At 43.4% G+C, this 26,966-nt stretch carries 22 protein-coding genes; 13 read left to right on the top strand and 9 right to left on the bottom strand.

Features of this window, described 5'->3' with window-relative positions; translation table 11 throughout:
* Window positions 1–148 precede the first annotated feature (148 nt).
* A complete protein-coding gene (locus R7093_RS00165) occupies window positions 149–1,030 on the top strand; it encodes an AraC family transcriptional regulator (protein WP_318146444.1) in 882 nt (293 codons plus the stop codon).
* A 277-nt stretch (window positions 1,031–1,307) separates the two neighbouring features.
* Window positions 1,308–4,469: a chitinase C-terminal domain-containing protein gene (locus R7093_RS00170; protein WP_053307677.1), complete on the top strand. Its 3,162-nt coding sequence runs from the start codon at window positions 1,308–1,310 to the stop codon at window positions 4,467–4,469.
* A gap of 97 nt (window positions 4,470–4,566) precedes the next feature.
* Here the strand turns inward: R7093_RS00170 and glgC are convergent, their stop codons facing one another.
* The 4 genes from glgC to R7093_RS00190 form a co-directional block, all read right to left on the bottom strand.
* Window positions 4,567–5,784 (bottom strand): glucose-1-phosphate adenylyltransferase, encoded by a 1,218-nt coding sequence (gene glgC, locus R7093_RS00175; protein ID WP_017820952.1) that lies wholly within the window; start codon window positions 5,782–5,784, stop codon window positions 4,567–4,569.
* 537 nt (window positions 5,785–6,321) lie between these two features.
* On the bottom strand, window positions 6,322–8,070 hold the full coding sequence (locus tag R7093_RS00180) for a formate--tetrahydrofolate ligase (RefSeq protein ID WP_042520819.1): 1,749 nt from the start codon (window positions 8,068–8,070) through the stop codon (window positions 6,322–6,324).
* Window positions 8,071–8,306: 236 nt separating this feature from the next.
* Window positions 8,307–9,611 (bottom strand): inosine/guanosine kinase, encoded by a 1,305-nt coding sequence (locus R7093_RS00185; RefSeq protein WP_005376376.1) that lies wholly within the window; start codon window positions 9,609–9,611, stop codon window positions 8,307–8,309.
* Between the two features lie 234 nt (window positions 9,612–9,845).
* A complete protein-coding gene (locus tag R7093_RS00190; RefSeq protein WP_005397614.1) occupies window positions 9,846–10,316 on the bottom strand; it encodes a CreA family protein in 471 nt (156 codons plus the stop codon).
* A 145-nt stretch (window positions 10,317–10,461) separates the two neighbouring features.
* Between R7093_RS00190 and R7093_RS00195 the strand changes: the two genes are divergently transcribed.
* Both R7093_RS00195 and R7093_RS00200 read left to right on the top strand, forming a co-directional pair.
* Window positions 10,462–10,971 (top strand): hypothetical protein, encoded by a 510-nt coding sequence (locus R7093_RS00195; protein ID WP_005386088.1) that lies wholly within the window; start codon window positions 10,462–10,464, stop codon window positions 10,969–10,971.
* Between the two features lie 195 nt (window positions 10,972–11,166).
* Entirely contained in the window at window positions 11,167–11,835 is a 669-nt protein-coding gene (locus R7093_RS00200; RefSeq protein WP_047103569.1) for an HAD-IA family hydrolase, read from the top strand.
* Between the two features lie 430 nt (window positions 11,836–12,265).
* Here the strand turns inward: R7093_RS00200 and R7093_RS00205 are convergent, their stop codons facing one another.
* Window positions 12,266–13,696 carry a methyl-accepting chemotaxis protein gene (locus R7093_RS00205; protein WP_005376380.1) on the bottom strand — a complete coding sequence of 477 codons (1,431 nt, stop codon included), beginning with the start codon at window positions 13,694–13,696 and terminating at the stop codon, window positions 12,266–12,268.
* 314 nt (window positions 13,697–14,010) lie between these two features.
* Between R7093_RS00205 and R7093_RS00210 the strand changes: the two genes are divergently transcribed.
* The 3 genes from R7093_RS00210 to R7093_RS00220 all read left to right on the top strand — a co-directional run bounded on the left by R7093_RS00210 (window position 14,011) and on the right by R7093_RS00220 (window position 16,189).
* Window positions 14,011–14,184, top strand: coding sequence for a hypothetical protein (locus R7093_RS00210; protein WP_162488831.1), 174 nt, complete (start codon window positions 14,011–14,013; stop codon window positions 14,182–14,184).
* 81 nt (window positions 14,185–14,265) lie between these two features.
* A complete protein-coding gene (locus R7093_RS00215) occupies window positions 14,266–14,868 on the top strand; it encodes an ACP phosphodiesterase (protein ID WP_017820947.1) in 603 nt (200 codons plus the stop codon).
* Window positions 14,869–14,935: 67 nt separating this feature from the next.
* Window positions 14,936–16,189 carry a DEAD/DEAH box helicase gene (locus tag R7093_RS00220; RefSeq protein WP_318146445.1) on the top strand — a complete coding sequence of 418 codons (1,254 nt, stop codon included), beginning with the start codon at window positions 14,936–14,938 and terminating at the stop codon, window positions 16,187–16,189.
* 27 nt (window positions 16,190–16,216) lie between these two features.
* Here the strand turns inward: R7093_RS00220 and R7093_RS00225 are convergent, their stop codons facing one another.
* Window positions 16,217–17,005 carry an EAL domain-containing protein gene (locus R7093_RS00225; RefSeq protein ID WP_047103574.1) on the bottom strand — a complete coding sequence of 263 codons (789 nt, stop codon included), beginning with the start codon at window positions 17,003–17,005 and terminating at the stop codon, window positions 16,217–16,219.
* Between the two features lie 187 nt (window positions 17,006–17,192).
* Window positions 17,193–17,825 carry a hypothetical protein gene (locus R7093_RS00230; RefSeq protein ID WP_047103576.1) on the bottom strand — a complete coding sequence of 211 codons (633 nt, stop codon included), beginning with the start codon at window positions 17,823–17,825 and terminating at the stop codon, window positions 17,193–17,195.
* A gap of 183 nt (window positions 17,826–18,008) precedes the next feature.
* Here R7093_RS00230 and R7093_RS00235 point away from each other — a divergent pair, with 183 nt between their 5' ends.
* From R7093_RS00235 to R7093_RS00245, 3 genes are all read left to right on the top strand, one after another.
* Window positions 18,009–18,251: a DUF2164 domain-containing protein gene (locus tag R7093_RS00235; protein WP_042520836.1), complete on the top strand. Its 243-nt coding sequence runs from the start codon at window positions 18,009–18,011 to the stop codon at window positions 18,249–18,251.
* A gap of 174 nt (window positions 18,252–18,425) precedes the next feature.
* The gene (locus R7093_RS00240) at window positions 18,426–18,965 is read left to right on the top strand and encodes a cytochrome b (RefSeq protein ID WP_047103577.1); all 540 of its coding nucleotides are present in this window, start codon (window positions 18,426–18,428) and stop codon (window positions 18,963–18,965) included.
* Entirely contained in the window at window positions 18,962–19,531 is a 570-nt protein-coding gene (locus R7093_RS00245) for a YceI family protein (protein ID WP_017634178.1), read from the top strand. The genes R7093_RS00240 and R7093_RS00245 overlap by 4 nt, the downstream gene beginning before the upstream one ends.
* Before the next feature lie 137 nt (window positions 19,532–19,668).
* Here the strand turns inward: R7093_RS00245 and focA are convergent, their stop codons facing one another.
* Window positions 19,669–21,120, bottom strand: a complete 1,452-nt coding sequence (focA, locus tag R7093_RS00250; protein ID WP_047103578.1) for a formate transporter FocA — start codon at window positions 21,118–21,120, stop codon at window positions 19,669–19,671.
* A gap of 301 nt (window positions 21,121–21,421) precedes the next feature.
* Between focA and R7093_RS00255 the strand changes: the two genes are divergently transcribed.
* Both R7093_RS00255 and R7093_RS00260 read left to right on the top strand, forming a co-directional pair.
* Window positions 21,422–22,327 carry a LysR substrate-binding domain-containing protein gene (locus tag R7093_RS00255; protein ID WP_005376369.1) on the top strand — a complete coding sequence of 302 codons (906 nt, stop codon included), beginning with the start codon at window positions 21,422–21,424 and terminating at the stop codon, window positions 22,325–22,327.
* Window positions 22,328–22,555: 228 nt separating this feature from the next.
* Window positions 22,556–23,038: a DUF1097 domain-containing protein gene (locus R7093_RS00260; RefSeq protein ID WP_047103579.1), complete on the top strand. Its 483-nt coding sequence runs from the start codon at window positions 22,556–22,558 to the stop codon at window positions 23,036–23,038.
* A 153-nt stretch (window positions 23,039–23,191) separates the two neighbouring features.
* Here the strand turns inward: R7093_RS00260 and R7093_RS00265 are convergent, their stop codons facing one another.
* On the bottom strand, window positions 23,192–24,826 hold the full coding sequence (locus R7093_RS00265) for an ATP-dependent endonuclease (protein ID WP_047103581.1): 1,635 nt from the start codon (window positions 24,824–24,826) through the stop codon (window positions 23,192–23,194).
* Between the two features lie 268 nt (window positions 24,827–25,094).
* Here R7093_RS00265 and R7093_RS00270 point away from each other — a divergent pair, with 268 nt between their 5' ends.
* Window positions 25,095–26,837 carry a bifunctional metallophosphatase/5'-nucleotidase gene (locus tag R7093_RS00270; RefSeq protein ID WP_152665730.1) on the top strand — a complete coding sequence of 581 codons (1,743 nt, stop codon included), beginning with the start codon at window positions 25,095–25,097 and terminating at the stop codon, window positions 26,835–26,837.
* The last annotated feature ends 129 nt before the right edge of the window (window positions 26,838–26,966 follow it).

Consider the following 26,966-nt stretch of genomic DNA (forward strand, 5'->3'; position numbering starts at 1 on the left):
ACGATGGTTAACAGGTCGATTTCTGCAAATAATTTGCCTATTTCTACAAAATTAATGCTCTTGAGCTAGAAAGTTAAAGTCGAGAGGAAGTATAGTGCTCGAAACGATAATAGAGACCAAACTCGTTGGTCATTGATGGAGCGCTCTAATGCACAATCTCGCAGATATCATGCAGCAATATGTTGAAAAGCAGGGGCTGCATGAGCTAGAAGGTATGAAGAAAACAGCGATAGATGGCGTATGGTTTTATCGCAGTAGCAAAGGGAATCATCGCCAGCCGTTTGTCTATCAGTCCGGCATCATCGTATTGGGTCAAGGGCATAAGAATATTCATATTGGTGATACACCAGTGCAATATGGGCCCGATGATTACCTTGTTGTCGGGGTTCCCATGCCACTAGAGTGCGAAGCGTTTGCGACAAACAATGAGCCTTTACTTGGCATTTCGATAGATATTTCGCCAACGCTTCTTCATAAACTCGTTAAAAAATTAGAGGCTGAGAAATTCAGTAATAAGTGTCTGGATGCTACCCGTTGCGGCCTTAAGTCGGTACGTATGAATGAAGGTATGTTGGATGCGTGCAAGCGGTTAATGAAAGCAATGTGTAACGAGCTTGATGTCATCATGCTTGGCGAGCTGCTTCTTGAGGAAATTGTGTATCGTACTTTGGTGAGCAAAGAGGGGTATGTTTTATTTGACCTAGCACATCAAGAAGGTTCTTACGCGAGGGTCGCTAAAGCACTAAATCGTGTACATCAAGCGTATCATGAACAGTTGAACGTACAAGCATTGGCTGAAGAAGCCAACATGAGTGTGTCTGCTTTCCATCAAGCATTTCGCAATGTCACGCTTGAATCTCCGCTGCAATATATTAAGAAAGTTCGACTTAACAAAGCGCGCGAATTGATCCAGTTAGAGGGGAGACGTGTTAATGATGCAGCGAGAATGGTCGGGTACACGAGCCCATCACAGTTTAGTCGCGAGTACAAGCGGCATTTTAATGAAACGCCAAGGTCAACAAAGGCTTAGTGATCTTTATTTCAAAATGGCGACTTTTTTTACCTTTTTTATTAATTTGCGAGTGACATATTTATTTGAGTTATAAAATTAGTTACTGGTGCCAAATAATAGGTACGTTGTTGCAATCATTTAGTGGATTGTTGCGAGGCGGTGTGGAAAACTCGTAAATAGATAGTGTGAAATCACCAACTTGTACTTAAGTTATTTTACGTCGAAATAAAAGTATAGATGCGCTTCGTTTAGCGCATTTAGTATTGTTTTAACAATAACTTAAGGAAGAGCGATTATGCACCTTAAAAACGGCAACGCAGTGAAAAACGTGTTCACACTAAGCACACTCACCGCTTCTTGTCTTATGGCCTTCAATAGCTACGCAGCAGTTGACTGTGCCCCTCTAGAAACTTGGCAATCATCAAAAGTTTATAACGGTGGCGACCAAGTTCAGCATGAAGGTAATGCTTATAAAGCGCGTTACTGGACGCAAAACAACAATCCAGCGCAATCTGGTGAGTGGGGCGAGTGGGAAACACTTGGCGCTTGTGATGGCACTGGACCGGTTGATCCACCTCAGAATGAAGTCCCGACGGTTACTCTGACATCGCCTTCTGCGTCGGCTTCTGTGACTGCGGGTGATGTTGTTAACCTAGCTGCAGATGCGGCAGATACTGATGGGACTGTTAGCAAAGTAGAGTTCTTTGTTGATGGTGTATTAGTTGGTCAGGCAACGTCTGCGCCGTATGCTGCATCGTGGACAGCAACTGAAGGACAGCACGAGTTCTCTACCAAGGCCTATGACGATGCAGGTGCCGTTAGTACGGCAAGTGTTGTGACGTTAACTGTGGCATCAGCGCAACCTGGTAACGAAGCGCCGACAGTGGATGTCGCGCTTTCTGCGAGCTCTATTGACCTGGGTGGTTCCGTAACACTGACTGCAAATGCTACGGATGCGGATGGTACCGTTGCTAAAGTTGATTTTTATGTTGCAGGTGTGCTTGCTGGCACTGCTACAACAGCGCCATACACGCTGGATGTAACCCCTTCACAAGCTGGCTCATTAAGTGTTTATGCGAGAGCAACCGATGATGCTGGAGCAACAGCAGATTCTGCAATTGCGACGTTAACAGTAAACGGCGGCGTAGTGACATCTAATTGTCGTCCTGATGGTCTTTATCAAACAACGGGTGTAGATGTTCCTTACTGTTCTATTTATGACGAAGAAGGCCGTGAGAAAATGGGGGCTGATCACCCACGTCGTGTAATCGGCTACTTCACCAGTTGGCGATCAGGTGACGACCCACAATCGACTTACCTTGTTAAAGACATTCCTTGGGAACAACTTACTCACATTAACTACGCGTTTGTGAGCATTGGTTCTGACGGCAAAGTAAACGTTGGCGACGTAAATGATCCTAACAACCCTGCTACAGGTAAAACTTGGCCAGGCGTTGAGGTAGATCCCGCTCTTGGTTTTAAAGGTCATTTTGGTGCACTAGCAACTTACAAGCAAAAACATGATGTTAAAACGCTAATCTCGATTGGTGGTTGGGCTGAAACGGGCGGTCACTTCGATACGAACGGCGATCGTGTAGCTGATGGTGGCTTCTACACCATGACGACGAATGCGGACGGTTCTATTAATCATGCTGGTATTGAGAAGTTCGCAACTTCTGCCGTTGAAATGATGCGTCAGTACAAGTTCGATGGTCTGGATATCGACTATGAATACCCGACGTCAATGGCTGGTGCTGGTAACCCTTACGACAAAGACTTCATGGAACCACGTCGTCAGTATTTATGGGCGTCTTACCAAGAGCTGATGAAAGTATTGCGTGAGAAACTTGATGCGGCATCCGCGCAAGATGGTATTCATTATATGCTGACTATCGCAGCACCATCTTCAGGTTACTTGCTACGTGGGATGGAAACCTTCGATGTAACTAAGTACCTAGACTACGTAAACATCATGTCTTACGACTTGCATGGGGCTTGGAATGATCACGTTGGTCATAACGCGGCTTTATTCGATACAGGTAAAGACTCTGAGCTAGCGCAGTGGAACGTATACGGCACTGCTGCATACGGTGGTATCGGTTACTTGAACACAGACTGGGCTTACCATTACTTCCGTGGTTCTATGCCAGCAGGTCGTATTAACATTGGTGTTCCTTACTACACCCGTGGTTGGCAAGGTGTTACTGGTGGTGAAAATGGCCTTTGGGGCCGAGCGGCACTACCAAACCAAGCAGAGTGCCAACCGGGCACAGGTGAAGGTGAGAAGAACAACTGTGGTCACGGCGCTATTGGTATCGACAACATGTGGCATGATACCGACCCTAAAGGAAACGAAATGGGCGCTGGTTCTAACCCAATGTGGCATGCTAAGAACCTAGAAAACGGTATATGGGGCTCTTACGCAGCTGCTTACGGTCTTGACCCAGTTAATGATCCTTCAGATAAGTTTGTTGGTACTTATACTCGTCATTACGATAGCGTTGCTGTAGCACCTTGGTTGTGGAACGCGGAGAAGAGCGTATTCCTATCTACGGAAGATAAAGCTTCTATCGAGGTGAAAGCCGATTACGTTATCGATAAAGAGATCGGCGGTATCATGTTCTGGGAACTAGCCGGTGACTACAACTGTTACGTACTGGATGCAAATGGTAATCGTACGGAAGTAGATGCAACTGAACAAGCTTGTGCGGCGGGTAATGGTGAATACCACATGGGTAACACTATGACCAAAGCTATCTACGACAAGTTTAAGTCTGCGACGCCTTACGGTAACAAAGTAGCGACTGGTCCAACACCAACTGAAGCAGTAGACATTACTGTTAGTGTTGGCGGTTTCAAAGTTGGCGACCAAAACTACCCAATTAACCCAAAAATCACGTTTACAAATAACACTGGTCAAGCGATCCCTGGCGGTACTGAATTCCAATTCGATATCCCAGTATCTGCGCCGGACAACGCGAAAGACCAATCAGGTGGTGGTTTGAAAGTGATTGCTTCTGGACATACTCGAGCAAACAACATTGGTGGCTTAGATGGCGTAATGCACCGTGTGTCGTTCTCTCTACCAGCATGGAAAGACTTGCCTGCGGGCGGCACTTACGAGCTTGATATGGTTTACTACCTACCAATCTCTGGTCCGGCTAACTACTCAGTGATTTCTGGTGGTAAAGAGTTTGCGTTTAAGTTTGAACAGCCAGATCTACCAATTGGTGATCTCAATGCGGGCACGGGTGGTGGTACCACTGAACCAGGTACGTGTGATACGACAGGTTTAGTGACATACCCAGCTCTGCCACAAACGGATTGGGCAGGTAATCCAAGCCACGCTAACCAAGGTGATAAGATCATCCACAACGGTGTGGTTTACCAAGCGAACTGGTGGACAGCGGCTGAACCGGGTACAGATGGTAGCTGGTCAACGGTATGTAACATCTAATTATTATGGATTATTTGTCATAGCCTAATGTTTACAGGCACTTAAACAAAAGCGCACGATGATTATCGTGCGCTTTTTTGTTGTGATAGTTTGTCGTTTAATCGAATTGGTAACTTTCAGGTATGACGACAATACCTTTGTCTGAGATTTTAAATCGCTTCGCATCTTCAAGTTTGTTGATGCCAATTTGAGTATGTGGCGGAATACGAACATGTTTATCAACTATGCAGTTGACCAACTGACTTCCTTCACCGACTTCCACGTCATCAAAAATTATGGAATCGACTACCGTTGCACTGTCTTGGATGCGTACATTAGAAGAAATAATGGAGTGCTGTACTGAGCCGCCGGAATTGATGACACCGGTAGCAATGATGGAGTTAATAAAAATACCTTCATTACCCGTAGCCGACGATACAGTACGAGCTGGTGGAAACTGCGGCTCGTAAGTACGAATCGCCCAATTAGACTGATAAAGGTTCATTGGCGGCACAGGTTCTAGTAGATCCATATTCGCTTCATAGAAGGAATCAATGGTACCCACGTCGCGCCAATAGCAATCTTTATCGACGCGCCCTTTACTGCCACAGAATTGATAAGCGTAAACGGATTCTGTATCAATCAGCTTAGGTATGATGTCTTTTCCGAAGTCATGGCTTGATGAATCGAGTTTTGAGTCTTCTTCAAGCGCTTCTTTCAAAACATCCATATCAAAGATATATATTCCCATAGAAACGAGGCTTCTGGTCGTGCTTCCTGGAAGGGTAGGAGGGGTTTCAGGTTTCTCTATAAACGAAGTAACGAGCCCGTTTTCTGCGGTGCCCATTACACCGAATGCTGAAGCATCCTCTACGGGGACATCCATACAGGCAACGGTGAGCTTAGCACCTTTCTCTTTATGCTCTTCAAGCATTGCGGCGTAGTCCATTCGATAGATATGATCGCCGGATAACACAACCACATACTTTGCATCATTTCGCGATAGCAACCACATGTTGTGATAAATCGCATCGGCGGTTCCTTCATACCATGCACCACCTTTGCGCATTTGTGGCGGAACAGCAGTGATGTACTCGCCTAGCTCTGGATTGAATATCGACCAGCCGTCTCGTAAGTGTTTTTGAAGTGAATGAGATTTATATTGGGTTAAAACAAGGATCTTGCGTAAACCCGAATGTAAACAATTGGTTAGTGTGAAATCTATAATTCTATATTTTCCGCCAAAAGGCACGGCTGGCTTGGTTCTGTCATCGGTGAGTGGGCTGAGTCTAGACCCCATCCCTCCTGCTAAAATTACGGCGAGTGCGTCTTCCATAGTATTCCCTTTCCCTTTTCTGACATGCATCAAAACGGTGCTAACCTGAAGGAGGTGGTATGCAACGCAGAGGTTTTGAAAAGCATGTGCTAATGTGCTTATTAGTGAAAAGTCTACTACAAGAATCGAGCCATAGAATATCTCCTTAAAAATCAAGGAGGTTAAAATTTCACTGTAAGACAACTGCACCATATTAGTGAAGCGCTAAATAGCCCGTGCATCAAATTGGCGCAAAATTGTAGAAAGGAGAAGTCAACAAGTATGGATTTACAATGTAAAGTGGCGACAAAACAAGAAGATAAATAGGGTTTTCTAGCTTAATAACTATGGCCAAACAAGGCTTAGGGTTAGCGTCTTAACTCTAAAGGTCTAAAACAGGCGTGTTGATGTAAGGCAGGAGAGCTTTGTATCAACGATTCAAGAGTAGAAGGCCTGAGACAACTCTTTTCACAGTTGTTGAGAGTGAGTGGATAGGTAAGTAGACCACTCACTCAATGAATATGCTCACTTCACTGATAGCGATACGTTATCACTGCACTAAGAGAGACCGACGATATTTCCTCCATCATCAAGATCTAAGTTCATAAATGCGGGTTTATCAGGTAAGCCTGGCATCGTCATCACGGTACCAGATAATGCATAAACGAATCCTGCGCCCGCACACAAGCGCAGCTCGCGGATTGGGACGGTAAAACCAGTTGGTGCGCCTTTGACTGCGGAGTCTGTGGTTATCGATAATGGTGTCTTCGCGATGCAAACCGCTAAGTTGTTAAAACCTAGATTTTCAAAATGGTTGAGCTGTTCAGTCGCGATAGGAGTCATTTCTATATTGGTTGCGCCATAGCCCCCTTCACATACTGCCATGAGCTTTTCGAGTAATGATTGCTCTTTGTTGTATAACGGACAAAACTCTACAGGCGTGGTACACGCATCAATAACATGTTGAGCTAGTTCCGTTGCGCCTTGTCCGCCTTGCGAAAAAGCGGTGCTGATGGCTACTTTAACTTCGGGATTAAATTGGTGAATCAGATCTTCAAGAGCTTTAAGCTCTTTCACACAATCTTGTGGAAACTGATTAATGGCAACGACAGCAGGTAAACCGTATTTATGAACGTTATTTATGTGCCATTTTAAATTTTCAAACCCAGCCTCCAATGCTGCTTGGTCCGGATTAAAAATGGAATCTGGAATAGCCATACCTGGTCGTAAATCGTAGTGTCCAGAATTCGCTTTGAGGCCGCGTAATGTTGCTACGATCACTACACAGTCCGGGGCTTTGTTGGCGGCAGCAGCTTTAATGTTACACGCTTTCTCGAATCCCATATCCGAACCAAAACCGGCTTCAGTTACCGTGTAACCTGATAGTTTTAGCGCAATATCGTCCGCGATAATGGATGAATTTCCATGGGCGATGTTTGCAAATGGACCTGCATGGATCAACGTAGGAACACCTTCTAGAGTTTGCATCAGTGTTGGTGCAATCGCCTCTTTTAGTGTTACTGCCATTGCTCCTGCAACTTGTAGATCTTCCGTAGTGACGGGGTTTCCGTTCAAATCGTACGCTACGACAATTTTCCCGATACGTTGACGTAAATCTTTTAAATCTTTGGCTAGTGCAATGATAGCCATTAACTCGGAAGCGGCTGAAATATCGAACCCTTCGTCACGCTCGAAACCATTGATGGTTTTTCCTGCATCATTGAGGCCAATTTTGACTTTACGTAGTGCACGATCATTATGGTCCATCACTCGTTTCCAAGTAATACTGGCCGTGTCGATTTTAAGTGCTCTTAACCCGGTACGTGCTTCAAAGGCATCATAACCTTCGCGTTGCTCATGGAACAAGCGAGCGTCAAGAGCGGCTGAAGCAAGGTTGTGCGCCGCTGTCACTGCGTGAATGTCACCAGTAAGGTGTAAGTTTAACTCTTCCATTGGAGCTACTTGAGAATAACCACCGCCCGCTGCGCCACCTTTAATACCGAAGACGGGTCCCATCGAAGGTTGCCTTATACATGCAATAACAGATTGATTAAGCTTTGCTAAACCTTGCGCCAATCCTATCGTCGTAACGGTTTTTCCTTCGCCAAGAGGAGTCGGCGTGATCGCAGTGACGAGTACAAGTTTACCGTCATCATTTGCTTTGAGTCGTTCCAAACATTTTGGGTGGACTTTGGCTTTGTGCTTCCCGTGAGTGTCATACTCTTCGGGCAATAGTCCTACTTTTTCCGCGATAACATCAATAGAAGAAAGTGGTGTGTTTCGGCAAATTTCGATATCTGACTGCATGGAGAATCCCCAAAGTGGCACACAGGTAGCGTTGAAAAACTACCTGAGTTATAACGAGTATTATTGTGAGGCAAAGGTCTGCTTGGTGATGGTACTGTTTCGGTTAGGCTTGTAAAGAGTTTACTGCTTCGTATTGTGCGACATACTAACAAAATCTACTCGTTACAGTGCTAGATAAAAACAAAAAGGCCACCAAATGGTGGCCTTGATATATTTTCAGCTTTAAAGCTGTCGTTTTAACGATCCCAATAAGTCTCTTCTAAGCTATCTTCTCGTTCAGGAAGCGCTCGCGATAGGCGAGGAGAGTGCTGCGTCAACACTTCATAGCTTACTCGGTTTGCGTATTTACAGATCTGAGAAAGCGAGGAGTAGGTTAAGCATCGTACTTCGTGCTTTTCTGAGTTAGGCACTTCTTTTTGGTGGAAAGAGTTTGCTGCCATGTCATGCAGTAAGGCTGAAAGGGCTGCATCACCTGCACCATTAGTGTTCTTAATCTCTAATGGTCCACCAAGGTAAGGGCCGATGTGAGAGTAGACCTTCATTGGGTTTTGACAGTCTTCTTTACGCATCGCACGACTAAACTCGTACTGGTTAAAGGCTTCGAGGGAGCTTTCAAGGATGTCGTGTGTGGTTTCTCGTTTTACTTTCTCGTCGGTGTAACCAGCCATGTACAGACCATTTGGTCCTGCCGTACACAGTACGAGATCAACCCATTCAAGTGCTTTATCAGCAGCAGCTAGCGGCTCTGTTTCACCTGTTAGCGCCGCACCTTCTTCTTCATTCATAGCGACAACAGAAATGTTTTCGCGAATGTATTCTTGCCACCACTGTGCGTTGCCTTCGATAACGTACTTCGTCCCTAACGTAAGTACAACAGGGACATCGTGCTTCTTAGCAAAGTCGATCGCTCTTTGTACCGCTTTAGGCATTGGATCTTCTTCTTTACCACGCATTAGGTAAGAAGAAACAACCAGGGCTGATGCTTTCTCAAAGATCTCTTCAGGAATGCTTTCCGGAAGTAGTTGATTCATATGACCTTCGTTGATAGCAAATGTACGCTCACCGTCTTGAGAAATTAGGGTGTAGCAGCGACCAATAGGGCCATCTACCGTTTGTAAATGGTTAAGGTTCATGCGTGAAGACGTACGGCAAAGGTAGCGGTAAGCAAAAGAACCGACTTGAATGTTCTTAGACATCACACCGAGCAAAACGGATTTGCTATCGGCTAAAACTGAGTAGTTGTGAAGAGTATTGCCAATCGTGTCACCTGGGTATTGGTGTGTGATCAGGCCTTGCTCAACCAGTTCTTCGTAAAGTGCATCTGCTTTGCTTTCTTCAAGAACGAGCGAATGTCCTTTACTCAGGTTGTATTTCTCTAAAAACGCGTCATCTACACGTGCTTCGATATCTACAATGGTTTGACCGACACCAACAATAGTTGGGCGATATAGCTTAGGTGCCTGTCGGATTTGGTTTACTAATGGATCTCGAGCGTGAGTTGGGAAGTAGTGTTTAGATTTACGCTGACCAGGAAACTTCATGCTTGTTCTTGAGTGAGAAAAAAAAGAGGCGGGATTGTATCACAAAAAAATGAAAATCGTGGCGATTTATTACAAAGAAGTCTGCTCGCTGAAAAAATCAGCGAGCTGAGTAAATAGCAACCAAAGCAGCTGCAGCTTATGACGCTTGTCGTATTGCAATGGGTTGTTTTTTTAAACTTGTTGCTCAGCAGCGCCCGGAAAGAGCCTGCTCCGCGCTAACTAAATTTACCCGCGTTACTTTTTCACTTCAGTTGGCTCAACGTAAGCCTTGGTACCCCAAAGTGGGACTGTCGAGAGGCTATGCTTAAAACTACCATCGGTCTCTTTTGTTGTATAAGACAAGTAGAGTAAGGTTTGGTTATCGGCATCATAAATACGGCGAACCTTCATTGTTTTGAAGAAAATGCTTTTTGACTTCTTAAATACAATTTCACCGGACTTACTCTTATCTATTTTTGCAATCATTTCCGGTGTGATTTCGCCAGTCTGACGACATGATATTGAGCTATCACTTGGATCTGCTAAGCTGAAATCCGCTTCGATAGAGGCGATGTGACATGTGACACCTGTTACCACCTCGTCTTTCAACTCACCGACTTTGATGTCTTTCAAAGTAAACCAACCGAGCCCCACGTCAGCAACATCGTTATCTGAACAACCAACTAGAGTAGTAGCAAGCAATGCACTTAACAGCATCTTTTTCATTATTTTTGTCCTTAACTAGGAAAGATATTGATGAAATCTATCAGAGGTTTGCACCTAAAACAAAATTTAGCCACGGAAAGGTCTATGTGCGCTAGGTTTGTTGCGGGCTTCATGCTAATGTACTGCTCTAAACGAAGGTATCAAGATGAATGAACAACAGTTAGCCAGTATCGAGCGTAAAAATACATGGCTGTATGATCTGGTCGAAGTTGAATTTCCGACACCAGAGAGTTTGAAAGGGCGCGATGTCTATTTCAAAACGCTAGAAAAAGCAACGTATCAAGTAGTCGACAAAGACACACTACTGGAAAGTGACTCTGAATTTAACCCCGACGATATTTTTCTGGTCGATTTTCATCGACTGACCATTATGTTCTCTATCTTGCAATCTCAGCGCTGGGAACAGCAGTATGATAAAGATATGATCATTGAATATCTGACACAGATTATCCTCACACCAGATTTTGAATTATATGTTGGTTTTAAATCTGGAGTCCCAATTGGTGCTGCTATTGTTAGCCATCTCGAAGGAAATACACTCATCTCTGATGTTGCTGTTTCTGAATCAAAATACAAAAGCTCGTTTGTGGCTGATCTGGCTAAAAGACTAAGCACCGAGCAAAAACTGTTAGACTCAGTGGTTATCGAAGACTAATTTACACATCAATGTGCATAAAAAGTAAAGCAAGATGACGTTGGGTGATCTTGCTTAGAAAAACTGTAATTGCTCCCTTCTATTTCCATGAAATGCCAAGCTCGTCGTTTCAACAATCCCAAACTCAAATAAGATTAATCCAAACATTCTTAAAATCAGCTTGGGCTTGAGCCTTTAAGACGTCTGGAGATGGCTATGGCAATTACCAATATTAAGTGCGTGATATTTGACTGTGATGGTACGTTGGTCGACAGCGAAAGACTGTGTTGCCAAGCGCTCGTCAATGTATTTAACCAGCATGGGGCTGAGTTAACGATGGAAGAGTGCGTTTCTCACTTTAAAGGAGGAAAGCTCGCTGACATCCTTTTAGATACTAAAGAATTGAAAGATATCAAAGTCCCAATTGATGTTTTAGAGCCGCAATACCGAGAAGAAGTCCAGTCTCTTTTTGTGCGTCACTTACAGCCGATGGATGGCGCAAAACGATTAATTCAGTTTTTGGATTCGCATAATATCGAATATTGTGTGGCGTCTAATGGACCTAAAGATAAAATTGAATACGCTTTGGAGTTAACCGGTTTACTCGATGCTTTCCGAGGGAAAGTGTTCTCGGCATTCGATGCGAATAGTTGGAAGCCTGAGCCCGATTTAATCATGTACAGTGCTATGAGCATGGGCTTTTTACCAAGTGACTGTCTTTATATTGATGACACTCCTAAAGGAGTTGAGGCGGGACTAAACGCCGGTATCAAAACGGTGCAGTTATTTAATGGTGAAGCTATCAATCGTGTTGATGACGAGCGTGTAATTCGCATCCATCATTTAGATGAATTAAAAGAGCAGCTGTGTGGCTGCTCTGTTTGACCTATTAATGGCAAACCGGACTTAAGCTGTGGATGTGCTTAAGTTTAGACTGTAGGTAAGGCGTTTGATGTAGACATTGGATAGATGAGAAGTTTTTTGTATGAAATCCGCAAGCAGCGCATGTGAATTTCTCGCCATCCGATGAAATGAGATATTCATCTCCTTGGCAGAGTGGACAATTCAGGTTCTCTATGTCTTTTGTGTCTTTGTAATTATTCATATTGTTTTCCAGCAGCAAATTGGAATTGGCAAGATCAAGCATAGCGGAACGCTTTGTTTAAGAACATTATTTCATTCGGTACAGCGAGAACTTGAGATTCACTTCAAATATCCACTTGGATGTCGTAGAAAATACCGAAGGTAATAGTTGAACACGGTTTAAAGAAAAGGGCTCCTTAAGGAGCCCTTGTTGATCATAAGTTCCACAATGTTATGCGGTGCGGTAGCGTTGTAATATCTCACCAAGAGAAACGGAGGCCTGCGTGAGATTAGCGACGCCAGCGGTAGATTGCTCCGCCACTTCTCTGATTGTGCTTGATTGACTACGAATTTCTGAAAGTTCCGATGCAATATCGTTAGCAACTGCGCTTTGTTCTTCAGCAGATGTGGAAATCTGAATGCTCATGTCCATTAATGAGCGTGCTGACTCGGCAATAGAGGTAACATCATGGCCGATTTCATCAATAAGCTGGCTGCTGGTTTGAGCTTGCTGAACGGTTCGGTTGGTGATTGAAGCAATGTTCTGGCTCTCAATTTGAAGCTTCTCAATCATGGCTTGGATCTCTACTGTTGCCTGTTGAGTTCTGCTTGCTAATGTACGTACTTCATCGGCAACCACTGCAAATCCACGACCTTGTTCACCAGCACGGGCTGCTTCGATTGCTGCGTTTAGTGCCAACAGATTAGTTTGTTCTGAAATGGCGTTAATCGTTGTGATCACGTCATTAATCTGCGTCGTATTCTCGTTTAAATTGGTTACTGACGTAGAGGCTTGTTCAATATAGCTAGATAACGTCTCTATCTCGCCAATCACGTTTTGTACACGGCTTCTGCTTAGTTCGATCTTCTGGGCATCTTGATCTGACTGCGTCGTTGCTTGTTGAGAAATACTTGATACCTCCTTTGCAGAGGCTGTCATTTCTTCCATTGCCGTCGCGACTGAATCAAGCGTTTGATATTGATGAGATATCTGGGTTTCACTCAACTGCATATCTTTTTCGAATGCAGAAGATGTCTCGCTCAACATCGTTGCATTATTTTTAACACTATTAACCAGTTCACTTAAGGTATCCATAGACTTGTCTAGCGCACAGCCGATGGTACCGAATTCATCTCGACCTGGATGGAAACCAAGACGAGAGGTTAAGTCACCGTCACCAATTTTTTCGGTTGTTGTATATAAAACCCACAGAGCTCCTCCGATAAACGTTGCCACCCAGTAAGAGAATAGGGCAAAAGGAATAACCCATAAGAAGCTGAGTAATAGTGACGATAGAGCTGATGATTTTAACGATTCGTATTGTGTGGACACATTTTGAGTCAGCTTAATCACTTCCCCAGAATGCAACTTGGCATAAGCGGTGACAGACCCATCGACAAAAGAACTCTCGCTTACGCGGTTCGATTTCGATACGCCGTCAATTTCTGTAGCGCGGTTTGATTGAGCATCAACGATACCAGAAAGCTTCGCTTCGCTCGCCGAGATGGCTTGCTGCTCAAATTGTTGTATTTCATTGAAGTAGCGGCTTCCAGCCACTGAAGTGAGGGCTACTAAAAATAGTAGGAATATAACCCACATTTTGTCGTTGATAGACATCTTGATAAACAGCCTGTCTATCGTTCTAAACTCAACTTCTCTCATTTAAAGCTCCATTAGAGATAAAAGATATTGACCAAATCTATTGCTATATCGAAACAAAATATGCGAAGTTAATCAGCAAAATATGTAACGAACACTAAATTTAGTTTAAGAAATGAGATCTAAGGGCGCCTATAACAGTATGTTATATCTTTAAATTGACATGAATGTTGATAAAAGAGTCATTTCTCTAAAGTGTTAAGTGGATATGAAACCTAATTGCAATCGTTTACTTTTGATTATGCTCATAGGTTTTTAAATCTTTACTTCTCGCTGTCATGAATGTGTCATATAAAGACTATAAAAAGGAGTTGCTGATGTGGATATGGCAAGAGCCAGCCCGTCAGCAAGTAAAAGCAAGAGAGCTTAAAATAAAGGAGGTCACAATGAGCGACCAATACCAAAACGATGAGAGCCTAGAGCTGCTAGATGCGCTTGAAATTGGCATTATCTTGTCGGAATACGTTGGCTCAGACAACGAAGCCGAATAGCGGAACACTCTCATCTCGTCGTAATTGACGTTATACTAGGTTCATGTCACACCAAGCCCTAGAGGCCAAAACTGGCGTCGAATGAACTTTCTAGCCCACCTGCATATCGCAGATCACAGTAACAGCCATTTATTGGGAAACTTGCTTGGAGACTTCGTAAAAGGAGATCCAAGCAAGCTGTATGATCGCGATATCTCAAATGGCATCAGATTACATAGATTTGTTGACCGTATTACTGACCATCATCCAATCGTCAACGAATGTAAGCCTCATTTCACTGGTGTTGCGCGACGTTTTGCACCTATCGCTTTGGATATGTTTTGGGATCATTGCCTCGCAAAACACTGGAACGACTTTCATTCCGTGCCTCTCGAACACTTTGTACAAACGGCATACGAGAGAGTAAACCGAGAGGTTCATGAACATTTGCCGCCACGTTTTTTGGTGCTCCACAGTAGGATGTGGCATGGCCGATGGCTTCAATCCTATCAAGATCTAGACAATATAGAATTTGCACTACATCGGATGTCGCAAAGAAGTCCTAGAATGGCAGACTTAATTACAACATTTAAAGTGATTGAAAGTGATTACACCGAATTAGAAGAGAAGTTCTCGTCACTTTATCGAGATGTTTTGCGCCAGTCGTATGATTTTCAGCAACAGCTTAATGACTCAACTCAATGAGATAGAAAAGTAGTATGGCTTTAGGGGCTCTGGTAAACTCTGCGCTCCAAAAATAATGAGGTTACACATGTCTGTTAATTTTGCTGATTTAGGCATCGAACAAAAGCTAATCGAGACGCTAGGCAATCTAAATATCGTGACGCCAACACCAGTGCAAGAAAAGTCAATTCCACACGTCCTTGCAGGAAAAAACTTACTTGCTGCTGCACAAACTGGTACGGGAAAAACGGCTGCGTTTGGTTTACCTATCATACAAACCGTTCAGCAAAAGAAACTTAACGGCACACCTCAAGCATTGATTTTGGTTCCAACACGCGAGCTTGCACAGCAGGTATTTGATAATTTGAATCAGTACTCGGCAGAAACAGAACTTCGCATTGTGTGTGTTTATGGTGGTACAAGCATTGGCGTACAAAAGAGAAAGTTAGAAGAGGGCGCTGATATTTTGATTGCCACGCCAGGCCGCCTTTTGGATCACCTGTTTAATGGTAACGTAAACATCTCTAAAACCGATATGCTCGTGTTAGACGAAGCCGACCGTATGTTAGATATGGGATTTTGGCCTGACTTGCAGCGCATCTTCCGACGTTTGCCTGCTGAGAAACAGATCCTATTGTTCTCTGCGACATTTGAGAAGCGAATCAAAACTATTGCGTATAAACTCATGGAATCGCCAGTTGAAGTCGAAGTTTCACCAGCAAATACGACTGCTGAAACGGTAACACAAATGGTTTATCCAGTGGATAAAAAACGGAAACGTGAATTGCTAGCGTACTTAATTGGCTCGCGGAATTGGCAGCAAGTGCTTGTATTTACAAAAACGAAGCAAGGCAGTGATGAGTTAGCGAAAGAGCTCAAGTTAGATGGCATCAAAGCGGTTTCTATCAACGGCGATAAATCACAAGGCGCCCGCCAAAGAGCTTTGGATGAATTTAAACAAGGTAAGGTGCGTGCTTTGATTGCAACCGATGTGGCAGCACGAGGGTTAGATATTCAAGAGCTAGAACAAGTCGTGAACTTTGATATGCCATTCAAAGCAGAAGATTATGTCCATCGAATTGGCCGCACTGGAAGAGCTGGAAAGTCAGGTTTGGCGGTTTCTCTGATGAGTAGAGATGAGGAGTACTTGTTGCAAGCTATCGAGAATCTGCTTGATCAACGCTTACCCCAAGAATGGCTGGCAGGTTTCGAACCAAGTCTTGTAGAAGAAGTTGAGCCTGAAAAAAATGGGCGTCGTCGTAGTCGTTCATCTGAGAAGCGTAAGCTAAAAGCAAAATTGGCGATTCATAAGAATCGTGGTAAATCACGTAGCTCTCGCTAAACCGCGCAAACTTTTGTTCTTACATAGTCAGGCTGTTTTTGCCTCTTCATAGACGTCTAACGTTTGGGGGATAGCAAGTAGGTACCCTTGGTACATATCGAAACCGAGCTTTTTCATTAAGCGAAGTTGATGCTCGGTTTCAATTCCTTCGATAACGGTTTTAGAGCATAACGCTTTTGCGAGTGATAATGCATCGTTAAGCGCTTTAAAATCACCGTTTTCATACCTTAGCAATAAAGAGCGATCCATCTTGATTATATCTGGGCAAACGCTTCTCACTCGCTCAGTTGTCGATGCATTGACGCCATAATCGTCAATCGCTAATTTAAATCCTTCAAGACTTAACTCCCGAGCAGCTTGAGACAAAGAGACTTCATCCTCCACCTTCAATTCAAGTAACTCCATGACGATTTGTTCATTCATCAAATGCGATTCATAAATGGTTTGTTTTAGCAGTCGGTTATAAGTGATGTCTTTGACTAGTATCTCTGCCGCTACCGGTAATACATTGAGAAACAATTGTTTTGTGTGAAAGCGAGACTGAGAGAAATTTTTGATATGGATTAGGCGACTTAAGCGTTCAACATTGAGCAAATCTTGAGTGGGAGTCGCTTTGGATTGGAAAAACTGATCTGGCCTAACCATGGTGCCATTGGCATTGCTAATTCTTACCAGTGCTTCAAGGCCAACGATGGAAATATCGTTCTTATATATGGGTTGAAAGACACTGCGGAGAGTGAAGTTCGCGTATTTCGCAATGTACTGCCCGTCGGCTTCTTTCCGGATGCAACTAAGTAGTTGCGAGATGCTCATCATTGTTACCACAACCTAAATCAATGTCTCAACATCAGCGTTATCGCGCTAATTTTTCTATTTCATTGGCAATGAATCTAAGTGTGCTCATTAACTCAAGCAAGAACGATGGTAATGGATGGGTAGGTTTGTCGAGTGATATCAAACAAATTGATGAAATAATTGATAATCTCAGCACTTCAATTTGATGCTACCATTGCAGTACGGCATACAACTGCAAATATTTTCTGACTAACTGCTGTTTGTTCGAACGCCGTAAAGGATGCCCAAACTTAATGTAACAAGGGCTAATACCGAATCGAGTGTCCAAAGATTGCGTGAGTTGCGACTCGCTGGTGTACAGTGTGATTCCTTGTTCTGTGTATTCGTTGATCTGATCGGGTAGTTCACCCATCCACCAATGAAGTAATTCTCGGCTCGTTTTGCTGCGACTTATCCAATGATCGCAAACCAAAAAGAGTAGGTCATTAGGCTGTAAGGCATAGCCATATTCACTCTGCCATTCCGTAATTGATGAGAGTAAGTTTTCCCGGCAAGATTTTCCTGCACTGACCATATGGTGACTCAGAACCCAGACAGTGCCAATGTCGGATGAAATTCGATAGTGATGGGGAAGGTCTGGATAATCCAACACTTCGATTGGCTTTATCACGCAGTTGTATCCAAAGTGACGAAAAGTATGTTCCATCCTTCTTGAAAACGCGAGACCAAGATGATGCTCACTCATGCCTTGGTTATGCACCGCAGGGTAATGCTTTTCACACAGCTTAAGACAGTCGTCTTGAAAATCATTAACACTTTGAATAACTAGGTCGAGTAGCAAAGAATATCCCTTAATAATTACAAAACGAACTGCAAAAGGTTAGCATAGTCTTTTGAGAATAGACTAATTTACTTCGGCAACTTCTTGATCTAAACACCAAATTTCTCACAAATGACCGTGTCTAATCTTTCATAGAACAACATGAAAGAAGCAGAAGTTGAACAAAAATTTGAAAGGGAAAAAATGATAAAGCTAGAACGCGCACAAAAAGAGGCGCTGGCCACCGCCATTCAAGATTACATGCAAGACGAGCTAGATGTTGAAATTGGCCAGTTCGATAGTGAGTTTCTAATTGATTTTATTACAGAAAAACTAGGGCCAATTTATTATAACAAGGGTGTTGAAGATGCTAAGTTACTGGTTGAACGCAGAATGTTAGAAGTTTCCGAAGAGCTGTATGAGATAGAACAAGAAATTAAGCTGTAAGTTTCAGTTTTACAAACGATTTAAAGTTCCTTCAAAAAATTCGAACAACTTGATAGATACGGTACCATTGGCTAGATGTAAATGATGGTAAATAATCTGTTTCATATGACGTAAATAGGTTAATGTAGTGTTTCTTGCTCAGCATTAACTTAGGAATATATCTAGGAACTTGAGATGGATACACTGGTAAAGAATTACAACCTTACTGCACGCGTGATGCATTGGTTATCAGCGCTGTGCATTATTGGTCTATTTGCAGTGGGTTTGTGGATGGTCGACCTTAGCTATTACAGCGAATGGTATCGAACTGCGCCGCATTACCATCGCTCTGTCGGTATTTTACTCGCTATTTTAACTTTGGCACGCATCGTATGGAAACATGTGACGGCGTCACCAAAGATAGAAGGCAAACGTTACGAAGTGCTTGCTGCTAAAGCAGCGCATGGTGTCATGTACCTACTATTGGTCACCATCTTTGTTTCAGGTTACCTCATTTCAACGTCTGATGGACGCGGCATCGAAGTGTTTAATTGGTTCACCGTGCCAGGAGCGGGAGAGTTATTCCCAGGCCAATCAGATATTGCAGGTGAGATTCACTTCTATGCAGCTTGGGCAGTCATCCTGATTGCAGGTTTACATGCTATTGCTGCACTAAAACACCACTTTATCGATAAAGACAACACATTAAGAAAAATGTTAGGAGCTTCAAAATGAAAAAGTCACTTTTCGCTACAGGATTAGCTATCGCTATGGCACTGCCATTTGGTGCGCAAGCTGCAGATTATGTCATCGATACCAAAGGTGCTCACGCTTCAATCAACTTTAAAGTTAGCCACTTGGGTTACAGTTTCATCAAAGGTCGTTTCAATACATTTTCTGGTGACTTTTCTTTTGATGAAAACAACATTGCTGACTCAAAAGTAAATGTTGTTGTTGATACAACCAGCCTAGATTCAAACCATGCTGAACGTGACAAACACATTCGTAGTGGTGACTTCATCGATGCTGGTAAATACAGTGAAGCAACCTTTACGAGCACAAAAGTGGTTGATAAAGGCAATGGCAAACTAGATGTAACTGGTGATCTAACGCTACACGGTGTTACTAAGCCTATTACTATTGAGGCTGAATTCGTTGGTGCTGGCAGTGACCCATGGGGCGGCGAGCGCGCTGGCTTTGTTGGCAACACTCGCCTAGAGCTTGCTGACTTTGACATCCCAGTAATGGGTGCTTCAAGCTACGTCGATATGGAACTTCATATCGAAGGTATTAAGAAGTAATTAGTTCCTTTTAGATACACTAAAAGCGCTCTTCACTTGAAGAGCGCTTTTTTATTATCTTAATCACATCACTAACATCGATAAACCAGTCAGTGATAGCGATTGAAAGCCAATAGACGTTGTAAATGTTTAGCGAATTACGCTGTTTCTAACTCGCTTTTTTCCACTAGGTTTAAACGCTCACCAAAAATCGGGCGTAGTGCTTTTAATACTTCAGTACGAGTAACCACCCCGACCATCTGCCCATTTTCAAGCACAGGAAGCACTTGTGGCTTACTTACTTTGATACTTTTAGCGCGTTCTTCGAGAGACAAAGACGTCAAGCGAGTGGCAATACCCATACTGCTCGCTGGGTACAACTGCTCTTTATCGATACATAGGAATTCCACAACATCAACGAGACGATCACCAGCGTCAATTGCGACCACATCTCGGCTCATGATGTCGACGACTTTTTGGTCTTTCACCGGAATGTAGTCCTCACACCATAGTTCTACCATCACATCGTGAGCAGAGAAGAAGCCAACTAATCGATTTTGTACGTCTACAACAGGTGCGCTAGTTACGTTGTTATCAAGTAACACATCCAGCGCGGCTGCAATTGGCGTTTCTGCACGAATGGTGATTGGTTTTGGGTTCATAATGTCTTTAACAAAAGAGGCATTTTTCATGGTGAAATCCTTAACTGACGACAGTGTTGTAGTTGTAGTGATAGAAGAAATATTCGCTGCTTTTAGTTCTGGTCGGCGAAAAATACACCAGTTTGAAAGGCCAACTAATACCGCTCCGCCGACGATGTTGCCAAGCGTGACAGGAATTAAGTTAGCGGTAATAAAGTGGCTAATGTTTAGGTCTGTGTATTGTGACGCGGGCACACCGACAGATGCCCAAAAAGATTCAGGTGCAAAATTCGCGATAACAATACCAAGTGGAACCATAAACATGTTCGCAACACAGTGCTCAAAACCGCTGCTGACAAACATTGCCACAGGCAAAATTGTCATTGCTGCTTTTGTCATTGCATTTGCAGAACTAAATGTCAGCCAAATCGCTAGGCAGACCAACAGGTTACAGAGAATACCGAGTGCAAACGCTTGAATGAGAGTGTGGTGAAGTTTGTGTTGTGCGATGTTAAGCGCATTTAATCCCCATTGACCGCCATCCATCTGATAAAGACCAGCAGCAGTAACCAGCGCAAGTAGGAACATCGCACCAATAAAGTTACCAACGTAAACTTTGCCCCAGATCGAAAGCATCTTACCGAACGAGATTTGCTTATTGGCCCAAGAAATACTGGATAGGACGGAGCTGGTAAATAATTCACCACCGCAGATCACTATGAGGATCAATCCCATGCTAAATGCGAGTCCACCAGCTAGGCGGCTCAAGCCCCAACCAGCGCCCGTACTGCCGGTGGTCACCGTGATGTAAAACAAGAATGCTAACCCGATGAACGCGCCGGCCATAATGGCGAGGCTTAATGTCATACTGCTGGTTTTGTTTGCCTTACTTAACGCAAATTTTTCCGCTTCAACCATCATCTCTTTTGGAGAAAAATACTGGTGATTTTGAGAACTGGTCACCGCCATATTGACTCCTTAATTTGTAATCGCATAAAAAATCCTTGGTTATTAACTCAAAAATGAAATTGTTGTTTTTATTAAGAGCCTCAATGACTTCAGTTTCAAAACTATTGAGGCTTGCGGTGTTCCCGAACCGCGTACTCAGAATAGGGAGAACGGTTAGTAAGGTAAAATTGATAATATTTAGAAACCTCATCAAATTAATTGATAACTTTACGGGGCTAGGTAAAATGAACTCTATTGCTTATTGGGGCATGCTTTAACAATTGTGGGGATTGGGAAATACCCACTAATAATGGAGGACACTTTGCGCTACTCACTTAAGCAATTAGCGGTTTTCGACGCAGTTGCAGATACCGGCAGTGTAAGCCAAGCCGCAGAAAAATTGGCTTTGACACAATCAGCGACAAGCATGTCGCTTGCGCAATTAGAGAAGATGCTTGGCAGGCCGTTGTTTGAGAGGCAAGGCAAGCAAATGGCGTTAACCCATTGGGGGATGTGGTTACGACCAAAAGCAAAACGCTTGCTACAAGATGCATTGCAGATTGAAATGGGCTTCTATGAGCAACATTTATTGAGTGGTGAGATTCGTATGGGAGCGAGTCAAACTCCAGCAGAGCACTTAGTTCCCGACCTTATCAGTATCATTGATAATGACTTTCCAGAAATGCGTATTTCCCTCGGTGTACAAAGTACAAAAGGGGTGATTGATGGGGTATTAGATTACAAGTATGACTTAGGGATTATTGAAGGGCGCTGTGATGATAACCGTTTACACCAAGAAGTATGGTGTCGTGATCATCTTACTGTTGTCGCAGCTTCTCATCATCCTTTTGCGCGTAATCAGTCTGTTAGCCTTGCGCAGTTAGAGCAAGCGAAGTGGGTACTAAGAGAGCATGGCTCTGGCACACGAAAAACATTTGATAGTTCTATTCACCACCTTATTGAAGATTTGGATGTGTGGCGCGAGTACGAACACGTTCCGGTGTTACGTAGTTTAGTTGCTAATGGTCAGTACCTTACTTGCTTACCGTATTTAGATGTAGAGCGATATATAGAAGCAGGTCATCTTGTGGCATTAAATGTACCTGAGTTAAAAATGGAAAGGACGCTTTCATTTATATGGCGTTCAGATATGGCAGAAAACCCATTAGTCGACTGCATTAAAAGAGAGGGACTACGAATGATGAAAGGGAAGCCTTCAGTTCTTTAAAGGTTGATTAAACATGCCTACGAGATGAGTTGGGTTTATTCCCTAAATCTGTTGATTTATCGGTTGCGTCAAACTTTTAATGTAAATTGTGAAAATAATAATATTTTATTGTGATCAATATCACCGATAAGCTGAGCTGATGTATCTAACATGTCTCCTTGATTTCAATGTATGAAGGCAGTTATTGAACCATATAGGTACGATAATAGCCGAGTAGGTATGACTACCATGACGACACTTTTAGCTATTTCTATCACTACTGGAATTTTATCTGGCGTATGGGGTTGGATCGCCATCTCTTTAGGTTTGCTTTCTTGGGCTGGTTTTTTAGGTTGCACGAGCTACTTTGCAGCGCCAACTAGCGGATTGAAAGGACTAGGTATCAGCTTAATCACCAATATAACAGGCGTATTCTGGGCAATGGTAATTATTCACGGTTCCACTTACGTGGGGTTGGAAATTATTGGCTATGTGATTACCGCTATTGTGGCATTCTTCATGTGTATTCAAGCTAAACAAGCTTGGCTCGCGTACATCCCTGGTACTTTTATTGGTTCATGCGCAACATTTGCGGCTGACGGAAACTGGCAACTTGTCATTCCATCGTTGTTGCTAGGTGGTGTGTTTGGCTATCTAATGAAAGCGACAGGGCTATGGTTGCATACGAAATCAACCGCTACTTCTTCTTCGCTTGCTGAGCAAGCACAGTAGTGAACCCCCGATCTTATTGGTATCCACTGTGTATTGAGTTTTATCCCTCTCAATACCCTTAATCAAAATTAATGATGTTTGATACAAGCACACCAAATTGGTGTGCTTTTTTTGTATTACAAGACAATACGCTGAGTGTGAAATACGCCTAACTCATGTATTGCCGTTGGCCATGGTAACAACGCGTTTAAGTGTCCAGCGCAGAAGTACAGGAATACACTCCATGCCTTTCTCTTCACAATGAGAAACAATGGCCAAAGCTAAGTCCGGTTTTGCATGTTTTTTCAAAACACGATTTACGACTTTTTTAGCAGGGATAGGGTGGTCATGAGGAACTTTGATGATGTCCTTAAAGAAAAGTTCAAAACCATTGTTGTACAGAAAGTGCTCGATGTCTCGGTCGGGTAACTCCGTAAGTCGATGCCTTTCCTGATCATGGTCGAGCTGTGCTCGCACTGCATGCGCGTACTTTTTCCCTGCTGGGTCGCCATCGGTAACGACATGCCAATCAATACCAAACTCTTTTGCTACTTTGATGAGTGATTTTAGACCTGATTGAGCAAACTCAACGATTTGAACCCCTTCGGCAGCCAAGTCATACCCGCATTGACGAGCCAGTTCATGAAAAAGCCAAACTTCGGTTTCGCCCTCAACAAGTAACCAGCACCGCGCAAATAATGCTCCTGAACGATGAAAACGAATATGGAAACCAATTCGGCGCAACTCATCTCGACCAAACTTTGTTGAGTTTAAACTCTTAGCGATGGTTCTGTCTGATAGCCGAATTAAACGTCGAATTGAATACAGTGGAACAGAACCGAGTAACGTGCCACTGTTGGTGGTTAATATCTTTTGCATTGGCAACAATTGCAATAAGGACCACGCTCTCGCTAGATGAGTTGGATGCAGTCGACCTTCTGGATCTTCAATGATCAGTATTGGTCTCGCACAGCGCCTTAAATCGGTGGGACCCTTAGCTTGAAGATAGGCATTGAGTAACCCCATTAAAAGCAAACGGCTTTGTTTGTCATTGGTTTCTTTCAAGAACTGACTCAAACCTTTATCAGAGGAAGGGCTTGTATAGAAAAGACCATCACGAGGTTTGCGTGGGTTACCTTTACTGACACTTCTGAACGCAAAATAGTGTTCAACAAGCGTTTGCATTGAGTCGAGGCTACTACGAATCTCACCTTTATTCACATGGCCAGGCATAGCCAATAAGCGTCGACAGGTGTTGTTGATTCGTTTTTCAATCCGAGCATTTTTACCATCGCCGTTGACATGGTTTAAATCTGGGAAGCGTCGGGAGTCACGTAGTCGGATTACAGGATGAAGTGTCATTAACTCAATAGCGAGTTTCTCTGAGTGGTGAAGTTTTTTGGGTTTGCCGTTATGATCCAAAAACGCGTACTCTGTATTAATGCCGTGCTCATCGCGAGACGCACTAATACGATAGTAAATGACTTGCTCACCATCTTCGTTGGTGCACCATGTAGGCTTTATGCGTCTGTAGCGTCCCGCTTTTACTTCGTTTTTATCCTGTGCTTTAAAACAAACAATGATCTGTAAGTGTTGTGTTTGTGGATGAGAAATTGAGTAGTCAACGTGAAAATCTTTCAGTTTGAATTGATACAATGAGCCATTGGCAGGTAATGCGATGGAAAGGGCATCGAGTAATGATGATTTGCCCCACGTGTTTTCACCGATAAGCGTGGTGAGTTCGTCAAAAGAGAGTGAAAGGCGTTTGATGCCTCTAAACCCGGAGATTTCGATGCGTTCTAGTCTCATCTCAATCCTCCTTGCAATTATTTGAATTATCGAGAGTTATTTTGCTACTCCTAAGCATATATGAATTCGGAATTTTTGAGTTAAGCTCAGTTCACAAAATTACGAGAGCCTCTTACTGAATAGAGACCGTTACAAGCGAGGCTTGCTTTCAAAGCCAGGGGACAGCATCGTGATCACTTAAACATGAAATCCTAAATCGCAGTTTCATAAAATTCATGATTCTGTCATGATTCACTTCTTATTATTATAAGGAATGAAAAAAGAGAAGATGAAGATGAATAACAATCATAAGCCAGTGAGAATCAAACTGGCACACATCAATGACACACATTCCTACTTTGAACCAACGTCATTACAGTTAAAGCTTAAGATAAACAATGAACTCACGCTAGAGCCCTATGTCAGTGCTGGCGGCTTTTCTCGTATCGCAACCCGAGTCGAGCAGTTAAGAGATGATGCTCAGCGCCAAGGTCGTGGGATGTTGTTCCTCCACGCCGGAGATTGCTTCCAAGGCACGCTGTATTTCTCACTATTTAAAGGCAAAGCCAATGCCGACTTATTGAACGCATTAAAGATTGATGCAATGGCGTTAGGTAACCATGAATTAGATATGGGGAATGAGCCAGTTGCATTGTTTTGCCAACGTACTCAGTTCCCATTGCTTGCTGGCAACTGGGATTTATCCAATGAATCACTTAAAAAACCTCACCGTATCAGTGATTGCAAGGATGTATATAGTTACCAACCGGATACACAGAGCGCTCAATACATTGTTAAAGAATTCCATGGTGAGCGGGTCGCGATTTTCGGATTATCCATAGATAAAATGAGCGACATCGCAAACCCTGATGCAGACACGCCTTTTCACTCAGCAATTGAAACCGCCAAGGCGACCGTAAAACAAATCCATTCATCAGGTATAAAAAATATTATTCTTCTGAGCCACTTAGGTTATGAAGGTGATTTAGAGTTAGCTGAGCAAGTCGCAGGTATTGGTATAATTGTTGGTGGACACAGCCACCGGTTGCAAGGTGATTTTTCATCAATAGGGTTAGGACAAGACGATCCCTACGGTATCAAAATTAATGATACCTATGTGGTGCAAGCGGGTTTCCATGCTTTGACAATGGGGCACTGCGTCATTGAGTTTGATGAACACGGTAAAGCAACGATGTTGAGTGGACAAAATGAACTGTTGCTTGGTCGACGTATTTTTTGGGACTCGACGCTAAACCAACAGCTCGACCAAGGTGTATTCGAAACCGCGTGCGACTTCATCCATGGTCAACCGAATGTCGTGGTTTGTAAGAAACACCCGGAAACTCAAGCGATCCTGAGCGATAAATATATTCCTCAGGTCAGGCAGTTACAGTCACAAGTCATTGCTAGTGTTGACACCAAAAAGCGTCATGTGAGAATTCCCGATGAATTTGGTGAGAGTGAGTTGGCTTCCTCCGTTGCCCGATCATTTCTGCACTGTTTAAACAAACGTGGATATGACGTTCAATTTGCAATTCATAATGCGGGTGGCGTGCGAACCTCTTTGAACCCTGGCAACATTACAGTGGCAGACATTGCCGGACGGCTGTTGCCTTTTGCCGTTCCTATCGGCTTTTACGATGTAAAAGGCAGCGCTATTCGCCGTGCACTTGAAGGCGCGATAAATAATGCACTCAACAATGGCGTAGAAGGCACTGGATCTGGCAGTTATCCGTACACTTACAATTTAAACTTCGAGTACCACGCAGATGCCCCAAAAGGTGAAAGAGTTCAATCATTAGTGATTTTTGATGGCAAACAATGGGTTGGTGTTCAAGATGATGTTTGGTATCGAGGGACTTCTTCTGCCTATACGATGAAAGGGAAAGAGGGGTACGACGCATTGCAGGAGATGAAAGGAGAAGGACGTGTGACCAGTTTGTCCATGGCTGATTGTTTTATTGAACTCCTGACCGATGAGCCAAACTGTTTGAATCAAAGTCACAAACTTTACACAAAGCGACGTCGATAATAGATACTGGTATTGATTTTGCTGCTCTCCACTTACTACATGGGTTGATGAGGATGGCAGTATGTGGAATAAAGATTGGGCAGATACGGCAGTCGTGGTTGCCTGGATCGCAATTTGGTCAACACTGGT

This window comes from Vibrio sp. 1580, from assembly GCF_033340055.1.